Source organism: Alloprevotella rava (genome assembly GCF_014195585.1).
Lineage (GTDB): Bacteria > Bacteroidota > Bacteroidia > Bacteroidales > Bacteroidaceae > Alloprevotella > Alloprevotella rava.
On record NZ_JACICA010000001.1, the window covers coordinates 423,941 to 440,168 of the forward strand.

At 43.3% G+C, this 16,228-nt stretch carries 15 protein-coding genes; 13 read left to right on the plus strand and 2 right to left on the minus strand.

Features of this window, described 5'->3' with window-relative positions:
- Nucleotides 1-191: 191 nt before the first annotated feature.
- Genes FHS60_RS01615 through FHS60_RS01625 form a run of 3 tightly spaced genes read left to right on the plus strand, consistent with a single transcriptional unit; the run spans nucleotide 192 to nucleotide 3,838 of the window.
- Nucleotides 192-1,064, plus strand: a complete 873-nt coding sequence (locus FHS60_RS01615; protein ID WP_009347443.1) for an electron transfer flavoprotein subunit beta/FixA family protein — start codon at nucleotides 192-194, stop codon at nucleotides 1,062-1,064.
- A gap of 15 nt (nucleotides 1,065-1,079) precedes the next feature.
- Nucleotides 1,080-2,102: an electron transfer flavoprotein subunit alpha/FixB family protein gene (locus tag FHS60_RS01620; RefSeq protein ID WP_183694101.1), complete on the plus strand. Its 1,023-nt coding sequence runs from the start codon at nucleotides 1,080-1,082 to the stop codon at nucleotides 2,100-2,102.
- Between the two features lie 5 nt (nucleotides 2,103-2,107).
- Complete coding sequence (locus FHS60_RS01625; RefSeq protein WP_183694104.1) at nucleotides 2,108-3,838, plus strand: acyl-CoA dehydrogenase family protein; 1,731 nt, start codon at nucleotides 2,108-2,110, stop codon at nucleotides 3,836-3,838.
- Nucleotides 3,839-4,022: 184 nt separating this feature from the next.
- Here FHS60_RS01625 and FHS60_RS01630 read toward each other — a convergent pair whose 3' ends face one another.
- Together FHS60_RS01630 and FHS60_RS01635 are read right to left on the minus strand one after the other, a co-directional pair.
- A complete protein-coding gene (locus FHS60_RS01630; protein WP_183694107.1) occupies nucleotides 4,023-4,889 on the minus strand; it encodes a hypothetical protein in 867 nt (288 codons plus the stop codon).
- A 48-nt stretch (nucleotides 4,890-4,937) separates the two neighbouring features.
- Nucleotides 4,938-5,969, minus strand: coding sequence for a branched-chain amino acid aminotransferase (locus FHS60_RS01635; RefSeq protein ID WP_262480481.1), 1,032 nt, complete (start codon nucleotides 5,967-5,969; stop codon nucleotides 4,938-4,940).
- A gap of 923 nt (nucleotides 5,970-6,892) precedes the next feature.
- On the opposite strand from FHS60_RS01635, the gene FHS60_RS01640 reads away from it, so the two are divergent.
- The 10 genes from FHS60_RS01640 (at nucleotide 6,893) to FHS60_RS01685 (ending at nucleotide 16,225) form a co-directional block, all read left to right on the plus strand.
- Nucleotides 6,893-7,786, plus strand: a complete 894-nt coding sequence (locus FHS60_RS01640) for a MotA/TolQ/ExbB proton channel family protein (RefSeq protein ID WP_009347450.1) — start codon at nucleotides 6,893-6,895, stop codon at nucleotides 7,784-7,786.
- 91 nt (nucleotides 7,787-7,877) lie between these two features.
- Nucleotides 7,878-8,492: an ExbD/TolR family protein gene (locus FHS60_RS01645; protein ID WP_009347451.1), complete on the plus strand. Its 615-nt coding sequence runs from the start codon at nucleotides 7,878-7,880 to the stop codon at nucleotides 8,490-8,492.
- Nucleotides 8,493-8,500: 8 nt separating this feature from the next.
- On the plus strand, nucleotides 8,501-9,112 hold the full coding sequence (locus tag FHS60_RS01650) for an ExbD/TolR family protein (RefSeq protein ID WP_183694110.1): 612 nt from the start codon (nucleotides 8,501-8,503) through the stop codon (nucleotides 9,110-9,112).
- Nucleotides 9,113-9,136: 24 nt separating this feature from the next.
- Nucleotides 9,137-9,991, plus strand: coding sequence for an energy transducer TonB (locus FHS60_RS01655; protein ID WP_183694112.1), 855 nt, complete (start codon nucleotides 9,137-9,139; stop codon nucleotides 9,989-9,991).
- A 129-nt stretch (nucleotides 9,992-10,120) separates the two neighbouring features.
- Nucleotides 10,121-11,056 (plus strand): PstS family phosphate ABC transporter substrate-binding protein, encoded by a 936-nt coding sequence (locus FHS60_RS01660; RefSeq protein WP_183694116.1) that lies wholly within the window; start codon nucleotides 10,121-10,123, stop codon nucleotides 11,054-11,056.
- 221 nt (nucleotides 11,057-11,277) lie between these two features.
- On the plus strand, nucleotides 11,278-12,744 hold the full coding sequence (locus FHS60_RS01665; RefSeq protein WP_244957390.1) for a tetratricopeptide repeat protein: 1,467 nt from the start codon (nucleotides 11,278-11,280) through the stop codon (nucleotides 12,742-12,744).
- Nucleotides 12,745-13,038: 294 nt separating this feature from the next.
- Complete coding sequence (locus tag FHS60_RS01670; RefSeq protein WP_183694123.1) at nucleotides 13,039-13,725, plus strand: phosphatidylserine decarboxylase family protein; 687 nt, start codon at nucleotides 13,039-13,041, stop codon at nucleotides 13,723-13,725.
- 85 nt (nucleotides 13,726-13,810) lie between these two features.
- Nucleotides 13,811-14,509: a CDP-diacylglycerol--serine O-phosphatidyltransferase gene (gene pssA / locus FHS60_RS01675; protein WP_183694126.1), complete on the plus strand. Its 699-nt coding sequence runs from the start codon at nucleotides 13,811-13,813 to the stop codon at nucleotides 14,507-14,509.
- Nucleotides 14,510-14,574: 65 nt separating this feature from the next.
- A complete protein-coding gene (locus FHS60_RS01680) occupies nucleotides 14,575-14,811 on the plus strand; it encodes a DUF4834 family protein (protein ID WP_009347458.1) in 237 nt (78 codons plus the stop codon).
- Between the two features lie 325 nt (nucleotides 14,812-15,136).
- On the plus strand, nucleotides 15,137-16,225 hold the full coding sequence (locus tag FHS60_RS01685; RefSeq protein WP_183694129.1) for a glycosyltransferase: 1,089 nt from the start codon (nucleotides 15,137-15,139) through the stop codon (nucleotides 16,223-16,225).
- Nucleotides 16,226-16,228: the final 3 nt, after the last annotated feature.

The window sequence follows — 16,228 nt, forward strand, 5'->3', positions numbered from 1 at the left end:
ACCTTGTTCTGTTTTCAGAACTGTCAGTAATAATGATGAGCTAAGTTCTTTTAGAAAAAATGTTACAATCGCACAAAAAGAGTCGCAGTGCGCAAAAAAGAATAAGGAAACTTGCTCTACTTATATAAAATGCGTAATTTTGCGCCGAATTAATTCGATAGTTTTAGATAAATCAACTAACAACTTTTAATATGAGTCTTAAAATCGTTGTACTTGCTAAACAAGTACCCGACACTCGCAACGTGGGTCCCGATGCCATGACGCCGCAAGGCACGGTGAATCGTGCAGCCCTCCCTGCTATTTTCAATCCCGAGGATTTGAACGCTCTTGAGCAGGCTCTGCGTCTTAAAGATCAGAATCCAGGTTCAACCATCCATATTTTGACAATGGGTCCTCCTCGCGCTACTGAAGTGATTCGAGAAGGTCTCTATCGTGGAACAGATGGAGGTTATCTGCTGACAGATAGAGCTTTTGCTGGTGCTGATACTCTCGCCACGAGCTATGCTCTTTCAATGGCTATTCGCAAGATTGGTGTGCCCGATCTTATCATTGGTGGTCGTCAAGCCATTGATGGTGACACAGCTCAGGTAGGGCCGCAGGTGGCTCAGAAACTTGGCCTAAACCAAATCACTTATGTCACGAGTATCGATGAGATTAAGGATGGACAAATCACGGTTACGCGTCACATCGATGGCGGTGTTGAGCGTGTGCAGGCACCGCTGCCTCTCTTGCTCACTGTGAATGGCGATGCAGCTCCTTGTCGTCCGCGCAATGCTAAACTTGTGATGAAGTATAAGCGCGCTATGGCTCCTATGGAGCGCCCCGCAGAAGGTTTACCCTATGCAGAAGAGTACGATAAGAAACCTTATTTGACTGTGACGCAATGGGGCGTTGCCGATGTTGATGGCGACCTTGAGCAGTGCGGTCTTTCTGGTTCTCCTACAAAGGTGAAAGCCGTTCAGAATATCGTTTTCAAGGCTAAAGAAAGTAAGCAGCTCACAGCGGCTGATGCCGACGTAGAGAGCCTTGTAAAAGAATTGTTAGATAGCCATACAATCGGATAATTTAAAAAGGAAACAATGAATAACGTATTTGTATATTGCGAAATAGATAAGACTACGGTAGAGGAAGTTTCCTTTGAACTTCTGACAAAAGGCCGTAAGTTGGCGAATCAGTTAGGCGTACAGCTCGAAGCTATCGTTGCTGGTGCTGGTATCAAGGGACATGTAGAGAAAGAAATTCTTTCTTATGGTGTTGACAAACTCCACGTGTTTGATGCAGAAGGTCTTTATCCTTACACAACGAAGCCCCAAACGGACATCCTCGTGAATCTCTTCAAGCAAGAGAAACCACAGATTTGTTTGATGGGTGCTACTGTTATCGGACGTGACCTCGGTCCCTGTGTTTCAAGCTCGCTTACTAGCGGTCTTACTGCCGACTGTACAGCGCTTGAGATTGGCGACTACGACGATAAGAAAGCTGGTAAGCATTACGATAATCTGCTCTATCAGATTCGTCCTGCTTTTGGTGGTAACATTGTTGCAACGATTGTTAATCCCGATCACCGTCCTCAAATGGCTACGGTGCGTAGTGGCGTGATGAAAGCTGAGGTAGTTGATCCCGAATATAAGGGAGAAGTTATCTATGAAGATGTTGCTAAGTTTGTTCCTGCAGAGGATTATATTGTGAAAGTTCTGGAGCGTCATGTAGAGAAGGCTAAGAACAATCTGAAATCCTCTCCAATCGTTGTAGCTGGTGGTTACGGCGTTGGTAGCAAAGAAGGTTTCGACTTACTCCGCAAATTGGCTGAAGAGCTTCATGGTGAAGTTGGTGCGAGTCGTGCTGCTGTCGATGCAGGTTTTTGTGAACACGAACTGCAGATTGGTCAGACAGGTGTAACAGTACGTCCAAAGGTGTATTTTGCTTGCGGTATCAGCGGTGCTATTCAGCACGTTGCAGGTATGCAAGAGAGCGGCATCATCATTTCCATCAATACTGATCCCGAAGCACCTATCAATAAAATTGCTGATTACGTCATCACGGGTTCAGTAGAGGAAGTAGTTCCCAAACTTATTAAGTATTACAAAGAAAATAGCAAGTAAGAGATATGGCAAATTGTTATAGCGATCATGAGGAACTGAAGTTCGAGCTGAACCATCCTCTCATGAAGCGCATCGTTGAGCTGAAAGAGCGCAACTTTGCAGACAAAGATAAATTTGATTACGCACCGCTGGACTATGCCGACACGATGGACAGCTACGATCGCGTGCTCGACATCGTTGGCGAGATTACTGCCACTACCATTGCCGATAACGCTGAAGGGGTAGATCTCGAAGGTCCTCACCATGAAGGCGATCGCGTTCGTTATGCTTCGGGCACTGAAGCCAATCTGCAGGCGATGGTGAGTGCTGGTATGAACGGTATGACGATGCCGCGCCGCTTTGGCGGTCTCAATTTCTCCATCACTCCTTACACGATGTGTGCTGAAATTGTTGCTGCGAAGGATGCCGGTTTCGGTAATATCTGGAGCTTACAGGACTGTATCGAAACGCTCTATGAGTTTGGTAACGAAGATCAGCACTCTCGCTTCATTCCTCGTGTGTGTGCAGGCGAAACCATGTCAATGGACTTGACAGAGCCTGATGCTGGTTCAGACTTGCAGCGTGTGATGCTGAAAGCTACATATAGCGAAGAAGAAGGTTGCTGGTTGCTCAATGGTGTGAAGCGTTTTATTACCAATGGCGATGCTGATATTCACCTTGTTTTGGCTCGTTCAGAAGAAGGCACAACGGACGGTCGTGGTCTCTCCATGTTTATCTACGACAAGCGTCAAGGTGGCGTGAATGTGCGTCGTATTGAGAATAAAATGGGTATTCATGGAAGTCCCACTTGCGAACTTGTTTACAAGAACGCACACGCCGAACTTTGTGGTGATCGTAAACTCGGACTTATCAAGTATGTCATGGCACTGATGAATGGTGCTCGTCTTGGTATTGCTGCTCAGAGTGTAGGTATCTCTCAAGGCGCATACGATGAGGCACTTTCTTACGCTAAGGATCGTGAGCAGTTTGGTAAGAAAATTATCAACTTCCCTGCTGTTTACGATATGCTGGCGCTGATGAAAGCCAAATTGGATGCTGGTCGTGCATTGCTCTATCAGTGCAGCCGCTATGTTGATATCTACAAGGCTCTCGAAGATATCGCTCGTGAGCGCAAACTTGAGCCGGAAGAGCGCAAAGAACAGAAGACTTTCGCAAAACTTGCTGATAGTCTCACGCCGCTGGCAAAGGGTATGAACTCTGAATATGCTAACCAGAATACATATGATGGTATCCAGATTCTCGGTGGCTCTGGCTTCATGATGGATTATGCTCTTCAGCGCTACTATCGCGATGCACGTATCACAAGCATCTATGAAGGTACAACTCAGTTGCAGGTAGTTGCTGCCATTCGCTACGTCACCAATGGTTCTTATTTAGCTCAATGCCGTGAGTTCGAAACGGCTCAACTGAGTGCCGATCTCCAGCCGTTGCAAACCATTGCTAAGACAATGGCTGATAAGCTCGAAGAAGCTACTGCTAAGGTGAAGGAAGCAGCAGATCAGGAACTTCACGATATCTGTGCACGCCATCTTGTAGAGATTGCTGCGGATACTATTATGCTCCACCTCCTGCTCTACAATGCTAATGAACGTCCCGACCTCTTCGCCAAGAGTGCTCACGTTTATGCTAATCATGTTGTAGCAGAAGTTGCTAAGCATCATGCTTTCATCATGAATATGACTCCAGAACAACTCGCTTATTACCGTCAGACAGTTCCTGCTGCTGAAGCAGAATAACTTGTTTAGATACAAATAAAGTCTAAAGGTCTCTACACAAATAGTATAGTGTGGAGACCTTTTTATAAAAATAGATAGTACAAGAAAAAAATATCCGCAACGCCCCATAGAAGGCGTTGCGGATGAAAATAAGGTTTAGAGCTTATTGGCAAAAATTATAAAACTCCAAAGTTTCTAGTAGAAGCTACTTATTCATTGCTACATTACCGCTACCGATCATTTGACCATCGCAGAAGATATAGGCAGAATAGGTACCAGGTTCTAAGTATTCGTTTGCTGGAACATAGATAGAAACGTGTGTGTCTTGGCCGGTGTATTCAACTTGACGAGAAGCACTGAATTGTATGCTCTTGTTCTCGTAGTTGAAACTTCCAGAAGCTCCTAAAACGTTTTGATTCGGTTTCAAGAGGCGCACATAAACAGTGCGATTGCCTGTTTTTGCCGTGACATTGCGCGCAATGTTGAAATTGACAACAAAGTTCTTAATATCCTTTGTCTTTTTTCCTGGTTTCCCATTTTTTTTGAGGGGTGTGACACTGATGCTTGTTGCATTGAGCTGAGCTGCCACTTCAACCGTTTCTTTGAGTTGCTGATTGCTTGTTGCTAGCGCCTCATTTTGTTGGTGGGAGAGAGCAGCATCGGCACGTGCAGCATCACGTTCTGAAGTCAAGCGGATATTCTTTTGTTGGAGAGAGTCAACTTGGCGAATATAGTCGCGCAGAACGGCACGCACGGTGGCTAACTCTTTCTTGAGCCTGAGAATCTCTGTAGAACTTGTTGCTTTTGTGTTCTTCAGTTCTGCCAACAAGCGTTCGGCGCGTAGTTGCTCTGCGTTGAGGCGAGCTTGCAGACTATCGTCCTTGACCGTCTTTTTCATTTCACCGTATTGAGCAGCGTATTCGGCATACTGATTCTCCATCTCGCGCCGATCAAGTTCAGCCAACTGTCGGAGTTCGGCCAGTTCTTTCTCCTTGTCATTCTTCTGCCCGTTACAAGCAGGTAATAGAGCGGAGGCAGCCAAAAGACCTATTATGAGCGTAGGATATTTCATCTTTATTTTTTTACTCTTAGTGTAGAGATTTTCTTGCAATTTCAGTGATTAGTCGAGAATTGTGACCCATCCGTGACGATCTTCTTCTATGCCGTATTGAATGTTGCGCAATGTGGTATAGAGTTTTGTTGAGATAGGGCCAGGTTCTCCATTTTTTGCAATTTGATATTGGAGTCCTTTCTCGAGGTCGTCAATACGATTGATAGGGCTGATGACAGCTGCAGTACCACATGCACCAGCTTCTTCAAAGGTCGCAAGTTCTTCTTCTGGTATTTGACGAGCTTCTACTTTTAAGCCCAAGTCGAGGGCGATCTGTTGAAGACTCTTATTTGTGATGGAAGGCAGAATACTAGAAGATTTTGGTGTGATATAGGTGTTGTTCTTTATACCAAAGAAATTAGCCGCACCACATTCATCTATATATTTCTTTTCTTTTGCATCAAGATAGAATTCTCCTGCGTACCCAGCCTTATGAGCCGTAATGTTCGCTTTCAAGCTAGCAGCATAGTTACCGCCTACCTTGTAGCAACCAGTTCCGAGCGGAGCCGCACGGTCGTAATCACGCATAATGACATAATTGTTAGTGGCAAATCCTCCTTTGAAGTAGGGGCCTACAGGCGTGGTGAAGATGATGAACAAAAAGTCCTGTGCTGGTTTCACCCCCACATCAGGTGTAATACCTATGAGTAAGGGACGAATGTAAAGTGCTGCACCACTCTCGTAGGGAGGGATGAAACGCTCGTTGAGGCGTACCACTTTTTTGACCATTTCGCAGAACTTATCGGTGGGCATTTCTGCCATTTCGATACCTCGACTTGTGGATTGCATACGTGCTGCATTTTCTTCCATGCGGAAGATGCGTATTTTGCCATCAGGGCAGCGGAAAGCTTTGAGACCTTCAAACGCTTCTTGTCCATAATGGAGACAGATGGCAGCCATGTGAAGAGAGATGTTCTCTTCGGAGCTTACCTCAATCTCACCCCACTCGCCATTGTGATAGTAGCAGCGAACGTTGTAGTCCGTCTTCATGTAACCGAATTTCAGGTTCGACCAGTCGATATTTTCCATAACAATTCTAATTTTGTTAGATTTTACAAGGGCAAAGATACTGTTTTTTTGAAAATATTACTAATACTTACTCATTCATAAATCTTAGCTTAGTGCTATACTGATTCATAAATTTAATGTGGCTACTTTTTCGGTTCATCCCAAATGGTGTTGGTAGTTTTCTTTATTCATAAATACCTGTACATTTTTGGGATGAACCCTCTTTTTCTCTCCGCAATATCCTTAAGTCGGTATTGCGGATTTTTGTAGGAGCTTTGCACTGCAAACGTAGATGAGTGAAGAGGTGTATGAGTAGAAGTGGGGCTGTGCGACACCTTTAGTGTCGGAAATAGGATTTGCCACTTCTCCCACGGGTTCGCCATTCGGGCATCACTCGCGATTACGCACGATGTGTCCCGCTGGGGACAGTACTATTGTGTTTGGAAATGCAATAAGGATGTCGGCTGATAGCCTTATTGCGCCAGCTGATACGCTTATTGTGGTGAGGGCTACAATAAGGATTGCAGGCATTTATGAGTAGGAATGCTATTTCCTATGTGTTGTTTTTTGTTGTCACACTTGGCGGCTAAAGTGTTGAAATAGTTTGTGTTATATGCGTGACAACGGTGTGACAACAAAAAAGGAATGAAAATTTGTTGTCACACTCTATAAAAGATTGTCAATCAGAGAGTTTTCGTAATCTGTGACAACGTGACAACAAAAAATAACTTTTTATTGGTAAGAGAATATTGGGTTTATTGTATGAAGAAAGAATAATACCAACGCAATTCGGGGATGAATCAAAAAAACTTGTACTTTTTAATGCGGAGTTTGCAATATGTATGAAAGTTTATGTATATTTGCTTCCAATTATTGGCTGTCGTTACGACTGTCGAGATTCTAAGTGATTAAAAGACAATATAATTAATTTATAATCAACTAAATTTTACAAACAAATGGCAACAACAAATGCTACTGCACCACAAGGTGCAACCGCTCCTAAGAGCGCTCCCAAGGCTTCTCAGTCTAAGGGCTTCACGGGCATCAAGTCCGGTTTTGCAGTGATTCTTTGCTGCTTCGTGATTGCAATCGGCATCTTCCTTTTTGTGTTTGGTGCAGTTAGTCACTTCCAAGGTGGTGTTGAAACTGGTAAGAGTTTCATGTTCCAAGTTGACGGCGAACTTCAGCCTATCACTGGTGACTTGATTGGCACTGTCTACAAAGGTGGTTTCATCGTACCTCTGATTTGGACAATGCTTCTCTCTGTTTTGGCTTTTGCTATCGAGCGTTTCTTTGCTATTCGCAATGCTTATGGCCGCACTAGCCTTGCTAAGTTCGTTGCTGATATCAAAGTAGCTCTTCAGCAGAAAGATCTTGTAAAGGCTCAGGCTCTTTGCGATAAGCAGCGTGGTTCTGTTGCTAACGTTGTTGGTGCAACGCTTGCAAAGTATAAAGAAATGGATGCTAACACTGAGTTGGATAAGGACCAGAAAGTACTCTCTATCCAGAAAGCTCTCGATGAGGCTACAGCTCTCGAAATGCCGATGTTGCAGGAAAACCTCCCCATCGTTGGTACTATTGTAACGCTGGGTACGTTGACCGGTCTTCTTGGTACCGTTGTTGGTATGATCCGTTCTTTCTCTGCCATGGGTGGTGGCGAAGGTGGTGCTGATTCTTCTGCACTTGCAACAGGTATTTCTGAGGCACTTGTAAATACTGCTTCTGGTATTGCAACTGGTGCTCTCTCAGTTATTACTTATAACTACTACACTAACAAGATTGACCGTCTGACTTTCGCTCTTGACGAAGTTGGCTTCTCTATTGTTCAAACTTTCAACGCAACGCACTAAATCATAAATAAGGTAACTGGTTGACAACAGTTGTCGGCCATATTATAAAAATAAGGGCAGACAACCTCTTATCAATCAAAAGCAAACAACAATGGGACGATTTAAAGTAAAAAAACAAGACACGTTCATAGATATGACACCTATGAGCGACGTCATGGTCCTGCTGCTTACCTTCTTTATGCTTACTGCAACGTTCGTAAAGCAAGAACCTATTAAGGTACAGACTCCGGGTTCTGTTTCAGAAATTAAGATTCCTGAGAAGAATTTGCTAACCATCTTTGTCAATCCACAAGGCAAAGTCTTTATGACTATGGACGACCCCTCACGGTTGACCGCCTTGGCTGAAGAGATGATATCAGAAGGCAAACTTCCTACACTGAATGCAGCTGAAATGAAAGCATTTGCTAACGCTCCAACGTTTGGCGCTCCGCTAAACTTGATCAAGAGCTGGCTCGATGCCCCTGAAACTCAGCGCAATGCCTTGTTGGAAGACCCCTCAGCAGGCATTCCATGCGACAGTGTGAATGACGAACTGAGTGTCTGGGTCAAAGCAGCCCGTACCACGGCTGGTGAAGGAATGGGCCTTGCCATTAAGGCAGACCAGAAAACTTCTTATGCTGTAATTAAACAGGTTATGAATTCACTTCGCGGCATTGAAGAGGATCGTTATAATCTTATTACGGACCTCAAAAAAGTTGGCGACTAAAAACATGAATGATTATGGCTGGAAGTAAACAAAAGAAAATGAATGCCCGCGTCGACTTTACGCCGATGGTGGATATGATCATGTTGCTCGTGACATTCTTCATGTTGTGTACAACTTTGATGAAGCCGCAGACGATGAAAATTACGATGCCTTCAAATAAGGAGAATATTAATGAGCAAAATCGCTCTCAGATTGCAGAATCTAAGGCTATCACTATTCTTATTGGTGAGAATCGTGAACTCTACTATTTCAAGGGTAAGCCAACAGAAGACAACCTGAAGAGTACTACGTATGGTAAAGAAGGGATTCGTGCTGTCCTAATGGAAGCTAACGCAGCTGCTCAGCTGCGTGTGAAAGCTTTGAAAGCAAAATTTGATACGCAGCAAAGTTCAGACCCTAAGAAGGCTCTTGCAGCTAAGCAGCAGTATATGGCAGCTCTTGATGATATCCGTAACTCTGATGATACGCCAAGCGTCATCATTAAGCCCTCTGATAAGGCTTCTTATAAAGACCTTATTGATGTGCTCGATGAAATGCAGATTTGCAGCATTGGTAAGTATGTAATTGATAAATTCGATGGTTCAGATCAGGCTAAGATCGATCGTCTGAATGGTAAGTAAAACGATAAGTAAAATCAAAAAACTATGTCTAAAGTCAATTTGACCGCCAAAGATTGGTGCGACCTGGTATTTGAGGGACGTAATAAAGACTACGGTGCTTATCGTCTGCGTGCCAAGTCGGGGAGTCGCCAATTAAAATCTGTGATTATTGTAATCCTCGTCCTCGTAGCAATTATTGTTGGAGCCTTTGTTCGTGCAGAGGTGAAGAAGGCTATGAAGGCAGATTTGGGCGACAATGAACAAGCAACAGCTTTTAGTCAGCTAAAGAAAGAAGACCCGAAGAAAGAAGAAAAGAAAATCGAGAAACCGAAAGAAGAGCCAAAACCTGACGTTCAGAAAGTTGCTGTAAAGGCTTCTATTGCTTTTACAGTTCCTAAGATTGTCGACGATAACCTCGTTGATAAGTCTAAGGAATTGAAGACGCAGAAAGAAGTAGGTAAGTCCAACTTCGCTATTGCATCTCAAGACTATGCTGGTGACTCTAAGAATGGTATCAATATCGACGACTTGAAGGACAACCAGCGCACTGGTGGTACTACTATTCCTCCCAAGCAGGAAGAAGTTGTTGATAATGCCCTCGTAGAAGTTCAGGCAAGTTTCCCTGGTGGTGAAGCAGCTCTTATCAACTACGTTAATAGCCACGTGACGTATCCAGAAATCGCTCTTGAACAAGAATTACAAGGTACTGTAGTGCTTCGTTTCAAGGTTGATAAGGATGGTTCTGTTAGCGACGTAATGGTAAAGAAGAGTCTCTCTCGTGAGTGCGATCAAGCAGCAATCAAGACTATTCGTTCTCTCCCGCGCTTCATTCCTGCAAAATCTCAGGGACACCCAGTTCCAGTTTGGTACACCCTCCCTGTGCGTTTCAAGATTAACTAATCTGATTCATATCTGTCTCTATATAAGAACAGTTCTCTTTTTGAGGACTGTTCTTTTTTTGAATTATGGCTGTTGTGGTTACTTACAAATAAATATGTAAATTTGCGGCAAACAAATAAAATTTAGAGAATGAAGAAAATTTTGTTGTTTACTGCTACTCTTCTGCTTTTAGCTTCCTGTGGTGGCAATAAGAAAGCAGATAATAGTTGGCTGACATCTAATGATGTAAAGATAGCAATAGATGAAACCTTTCAACCTATTATGGCAGAACAGTTGCAGCAGTTTGGTTTGTCTCACGTACAAGCTAATTTGTTGCCCCTGTATTGCAGCGAAGATTCTGCCTTTCGTTTGCTTGTTGATGATAGTTTGCGTTCCATTGTAGTAACTCGCAAATTAACAGAGCGCGAACTTCAGAAAATTCAGCAAGCGGGTCATAGTGCCTCACAATCTATGATTGCCAGTGAGGCTTTTGCGCTTATTATAAATAAGAGTAATCCCGATAGCACCATTCGCCTTAGTGAAGTCAAAAAGATTGTGAGTGGACAGATTACTGATTGGAGCCAGCTTCGTGATAGCCAGAAAAAAGGGAAGTTGAGTCTAGTTTTCGATAATTCAGGTTCAAGTACCGTTCGTTATATGCGCGATAGTCTTTGTGGCGGCAAGGAACTCAAGGGAAATCTTTATGCTCAAGGCAGTAATACGGCAGTTATTGAAGCTGTCAAGGAAAATCCAAATGCAATCGGAGTTGTTGGTACGGACTGGTTGCGCGGAAAGAGCGAGAACGTGTTGCCCAATTTCAACTCTCTCGATGTCAGAGTGATGCTTGTAACTAGATCCGATGAAGAGTACCCACAATTCTATCGTCCTTACCAATACAACGTTGCTATGGGGCAATACCCACTGGTTCGTTCCGTTTATACCATTACTACTGACCCACGTGATCGTTCTATGCCTAAGCTCCTTTATTTCTGGTTGAAAGGGCAAAAAGGTCAGTTGATCTTCTGCAACAATAGTCAGTTGCTACCCGTTATGCCAGTACAGATTCGCAACGTGAATATTAAGTAAAGATTTTGTTAAACTATATAAGTGTGCATACTGCTCAATAATCAGTTGATTAACGTTATAAAGTCCAAAAAAACTCTCAAACGTTATCCACTACGAAGATTTTTACTATTTTTGCAGTTATATCTTCAGTAAAAAGAAGACAAAGTACATAAAAGATAGTTATTCTTACCGTCTGCAATATAAGGCGGTCTTATTGTGAAACAATAAAAATGTTAGATAATATGAAAAGTAAATTCCTGAAAGGTTTAGCACTCGCAGCGATGCTCTTCGTTGGCGTATCGGCAAGTGCACAGATGGACAAGGGCTACACAGCTAACCCGCTTAGTGGAGAAATGGCAACTCAGGCACAACAGGTGCTAGATCTTCAGCTTAGCGATCCAGACAAGGCTTTCACTGTATTCCAAAAAATGATGAGAAGCGTTAAGAACAACAATCAGAAATTGATTGATGTGGGCGACTTCTTTCTCAATGAAAAGATTTATCCGTGCGCCAATATGTGTGCGAAGCAAATCTATCAGAACGATCCCAAATTTGTTCCCGGCCTTTTCTTTGCAGGTCAGGTAGCTATGCTTCGTAAGGATTATGGTGGTGCCGGTCAGAAGTATGACGAGGTTCTCGCTTATGAGCCTAACAATATTACGGCTATGCGTGCCAATGCTTTCGTTTATAAGAACGTAAATCCCGCAGTAGCTATTGAGATGCTCAATAAGATTAAAGCTCTTGAGCCTAATGATGTTGAGGTTGACAAGCAGTTGGGCGATATCAACTATAATCTTGATAAGTTCAAGGACGCAGTAGCCAGCTATAAAGCATATTTTGCGGCCGTAAAACCAGAAAATATCGACGTTCGTGCAGCTGAGAACTATTGCTTGAGCTTGTATTCTACTGCTGAATTCTTCGATTTGAAAGAAAAAGCAGTACAGTTTGCTCCGCTCGATCCGAATGATATTATCTTCCCTCGTATGCAGTTTTTTGCTGATGTAAATAACTACGAGCTTGACAAAGCTAAAGAGAGTATAAAGTATATCACAGAGAAACGCTTCGCTGATTCTCTCTACATTTCTCTTGACTACGAATACGCAGCAAACTATGCTTCAGAGAACAGCGATCTTCCTACTGCTATCACAAACTATAAGAAAGCTATCGAAAAAGATTCAGCGAAGGCAACCAGTTATAAGGAATTAGCAATGCTCTACCGTCGTAATCATCAGCCTGAAGAAGCTCTTGGTATCTTCCAGAAATATCTGAGTATTCTTGGTGATAAAGCACAAATGACAGATAGCTTCCGCCTTGGCGAAATCTATGCTGCTGCAAGCCAAGAGAACTCCCTTAGCCCAGAGAAGAAGGCAGAGTACTTCAAAGCAGGTGACGAACTCTTCCAGACTATTGCAGAACGTACTCCCGATAATTATCAAGCTGTGTTGATGCGTGCTCGTATCAATATCACTGATTCAAGCAAACCGCAGGATAAGGTTCGCGAACTCTACGAAGAAGTTCTCCAGCGCGCAGGTAAGAGTGAAGACGTGAAGAGTGCTCGCACAGAAGCAGATCGTTATCTGATTTTCTATTACATCAACAAGGATATGTTGCAGGATGCACGTCGTGTTACTAACGACCTCCTTTCTGTTGACCCTGAGAATGCTGTCGCTAAAAATGCTGAAGCTTATCTCAAGCAGCAAGGTGTGTAAGTAGCATAACACATCCTACCGCAATTATACGTTTAGCCGCTTCCCTCGGGAGGCGGCTTTTTCTATGTGCTGCACAGCTCTGTTTTTATTACCACGTATGAAACCAAGTATCAGTTATTGCTGGGCGACTAAAGCCAACTTGATGTTTGTTTACCGTATATTCTGCGGTGAAAGTAGGCTTATAGTAGGGCAGAAAAATTCCATCTTAAAAGAGTATTTATTTATTTTTGCTAACTTTGCACCTAAGTTAATGTCCGAATGCGTTATTCGGTCACATTTTAGCTCCCAACCAATATGAAACATATCAAGACCATTCGCCTGCACCATGAAGGAAATCCCACGCTCATCGTTGGTTTTTGTATCTTGGCGCTTATCAACGGCCTTCTTTACTACTTTTTGAACGAAACTTCATTAGTTCCTTTTTACATTTTCCTGACTATAAGCTTCATTGTTTATGGTATTATCATCAATTTCTTCCGATGCCCCATCCGTGTCTTTACGGACGATCCTGAGAATAATGTTGTGGCCGGTGCAGACGGAAAAATTGTAGTAGTAGAAGAGGTTGAGGAAAACGAATATTTCCACGATCGCCGCATAATGGTTAGTATCTTTATGTCACTCTTCAATGTTCATGCCAATTGGTTTCCAGTGCAAGGCATTGTGAAGATGGTGAAGCATCATAATGGCAACTTCTATAAGGCATGGTTGCCAAAGTCGTCCACAGAAAACGAACGTAGCACCATTGTCATTGAGACACCCGATGGTCAGGAAGTTCTTGTTCGCCAAATAGCAGGTGCTGTAGCCCGTCGCATTGTGACCTATGCACACGAAAACGAAGAGTGTTATATTGACGAACACATGGGTTTTATTAAGTTTGGTTCACGCGTTGATGTTTTCCTACCTTTAGGCACTACAATCAACGTGGAAGTTGGGCAAACCGTTATGGGTAACCAAACCATTATTGGAAAGCTCAATCCCTAAGACATATTTATTCTATCATGCAGAAAAGGTTGCACAGGCAACCTTTTCTGCATCATTTTTATTCATCATATAGTACAATTAAGAAATGAAGAAGCATATTCCAAACACCATCACTTGTTGCAATCTCATCTCAGGCTGTATTGCCACTTATTTCGCTTTCAAAGGTGAATATAGCACAGCTCTAACGTTTATCGTTGTTGGTGCAATTTTTGATTTCTTCGATGGCTTTGCCGCGCGCCTACTGAAAGTCTCCTCCCCCATAGGGAAAGAGCTCGATTCACTTGCCGATGTCATCACTTTTGGCTTTGCTCCAGCAGCTCTTGTATTCTCCACGCTTAGCTCTTATTTCATGGCCGGAAACGGTGACCTTCTTGTTTACGTTCCCTACTTGGCCTTCCTCATTGCTGCTTTCAGTGCTTTGCGATTAGCTAAGTTCAATCTTGACGAACGCCAAACTATGGGATTTATCGGACTCCCCACACCTGCCAATGCTCTTTTCTGGGCCACATTTATTGTTACTTTACCCGCTTCGCTCTCCGCTGAGCCATGGCTTCCCTACGCTTTGATTGTGGGAATCTTTATTAGCTGTTATCTGCTCGTAAGCGAAATACCCATGTTCGCCCTTAAGTTCAAGAGTTTCGGATGGAAGCACAACGAATTACGCTATGTGTTCATTCTCCTTAGTGCTATTTTGATAGCCATCTTAGGTCTTGCTGCATTTGTGGTTATCATACCATTTTATATTATTGTTTCTGTAATAAACAATAAGCTTTCTAAACAGTAGAACCTCTTGTTTGGCATACGATTTGCCCTTTTACGACGTCAGATACAACATTTAGAAATTAGATTATGACACAACTATTAGGCTGCTTAGGCGCTCTTTTTCTCACTCTCTTTGCTATCGTTCTTTTGCCTGTACTCCGTTTGAGTCATTTCCTTTTTGGAATGAACAAGCAAGCAGGCCGATTCACAGGAGAGAATACACGCGAAGAGCAGCACACCCATCAGCAAGAATCGCAGCAGAAAGAACAGAAAATATATCAGCGAGATGAAGGAGAATACGTTGATTTTGAAGAAATGAAATAAGTCTTAATCCGACAATTTGGCTAAACTATAATCCCGGGGGATGGAAGTTCTTCGGGATTCTTTATGCTTGTTTATTAGCAAGTTATAGGTGTGTAAAAATACAATACTTGCGTTTTAAAATATCCTTATTGCGTCAGCTGACATCCTTATTGTGTCCGCCGATACAATAAGGGCGTTTTTGAATAGGTATATACCTTTTTTTAGAACCGAAAAATAGGACAATTTCTATCTTTATTTTGAGGGGAGATTTCTGCAAGCGATAGTGTGGCCGAAAAGGAAGGTAAAAACTTTGTCATGTTTCAATTGTCTTTGTATCTTTGCGTTTATGAAGTATTCGTTCATCATTCCAGTTTACAACCGTCCTGACGAAGTCGATGAATTGTTGGCTTCGCTCTGCGAACAGACCTTAAAGGATTTTGAAGTCATTGTCGTTGAAGACGGATCCAGCGTTCCGTGTCACGATGTTGTGGAAAACTATGCGGGACGGCTTGACGTACACTATTTCCTAAAGCCCAATTCTGGTCCAGGCCAGACGCGCAACTATGGCGTTGAGCGAGCACACGGAGAATATGTACTCATTCTCGACTCTGATGTAGTGCTTCCTGCTGACTATTTATCGGCTGTTGAAACTGAACTCACGCAGCATCCTTGTGATGCCTTTGGCGGTCCAGATCGTGCCCACGAAAGTTTCAGTCCGATGCAGAAAGCCATCAACTATGCTATGACATCATTCTTCACAACAGGCGGTATTCGTGGCGGGAAAAAGAAGATGGACAAGTTCTATCCTCGCTCGTTCAATATGGGCGTACGTACTGATGTTTACCAAAAGCTCGAAGGCTTCAGCAAAATGCGCTTCGGAGAAGATATCGACTTTTCCACCCGCATTTTCGAGAATGGTTACAAAGCCCTCCTATTCCCCACGGCATGGGTGTGGCATAAGCGTCGGACCGATTTGAAGAAGTTTTTCAAACAAGTTCATAATTCAGGTATTGCACGTATCAATCTGACCAAGCGTCACCCTGGTACGCTCAAACTTGTACACCTGCTCCCCATGGTCTTCACTCTGGGCGTAGGTTTCTTGTTGTTTCTTATCCTGGTGGGCCTTCTCCTCATGGCGTGGGGCGTGCTCGTTTGCCACTCAACGGATTGTCCCATAGCTGCATCTTTTAGTAATTGCAGCCCTCTTGGCGGGCATCTCGTTTGCTTTGGACTGCTTCCACTCATGCTCTATTCGCTCATCATTTGCGTTGATTCAACTCTACAAAACAAAAGTTTGGGCGTTGGGCTGCGCTCTATTGCCGCTGCTTTTGTTCAACTCACAGGGTACGGTAGCGGTTTCATTCGTGCCTGGTGGCAGCGTTGCGTTTTGGGTAGAGGAGAGTTTGAAGCTTTCAAGAAGAATTTTTACAAATAGCAT

Excerpts from the sequence above, each read along its gene's own strand:
- FHS60_RS01615 (WP_009347443.1), top strand. The coding sequence starts at position 192 with ATGAGTCTTAAAATCGTTGTACTTGCTAAACAAGTACCCGACACTCGC.
- FHS60_RS01620 (WP_183694101.1), top strand. The coding sequence starts at position 1,080 with ATGAATAACGTATTTGTATATTGCGAAATAGATAAGACTACGGTAGAG.
- FHS60_RS01625 (WP_183694104.1), top strand. The coding sequence starts at position 2,108 with ATGGCAAATTGTTATAGCGATCATGAGGAACTGAAGTTCGAGCTGAAC.
- FHS60_RS01630 (WP_183694107.1), bottom strand. The coding sequence starts at position 4,889 with ATGAAATATCCTACGCTCATAATAGGTCTTTTGGCTGCCTCCGCTCTA.
- FHS60_RS01640 (WP_009347450.1), top strand. The coding sequence starts at position 6,893 with ATGGCAACAACAAATGCTACTGCACCACAAGGTGCAACCGCTCCTAAG.
- FHS60_RS01645 (WP_009347451.1), top strand. The coding sequence starts at position 7,878 with ATGGGACGATTTAAAGTAAAAAAACAAGACACGTTCATAGATATGACA.
- FHS60_RS01650 (WP_183694110.1), top strand. The coding sequence starts at position 8,501 with ATGATTATGGCTGGAAGTAAACAAAAGAAAATGAATGCCCGCGTCGAC.
- FHS60_RS01655 (WP_183694112.1), top strand. The coding sequence starts at position 9,137 with ATGTCTAAAGTCAATTTGACCGCCAAAGATTGGTGCGACCTGGTATTT.
- FHS60_RS01660 (WP_183694116.1), top strand. The coding sequence starts at position 10,121 with ATGAAGAAAATTTTGTTGTTTACTGCTACTCTTCTGCTTTTAGCTTCC.
- FHS60_RS01665 (WP_244957390.1), top strand. The coding sequence starts at position 11,278 with ATGAAAAGTAAATTCCTGAAAGGTTTAGCACTCGCAGCGATGCTCTTC.
- FHS60_RS01670 (WP_183694123.1), top strand. The coding sequence starts at position 13,039 with ATGAAACATATCAAGACCATTCGCCTGCACCATGAAGGAAATCCCACG.
- pssA (WP_183694126.1), top strand. The coding sequence starts at position 13,811 with ATGAAGAAGCATATTCCAAACACCATCACTTGTTGCAATCTCATCTCA.
- FHS60_RS01680 (WP_009347458.1), top strand. The coding sequence starts at position 14,575 with ATGACACAACTATTAGGCTGCTTAGGCGCTCTTTTTCTCACTCTCTTT.
- FHS60_RS01685 (WP_183694129.1), top strand. The coding sequence starts at position 15,137 with ATGAAGTATTCGTTCATCATTCCAGTTTACAACCGTCCTGACGAAGTC.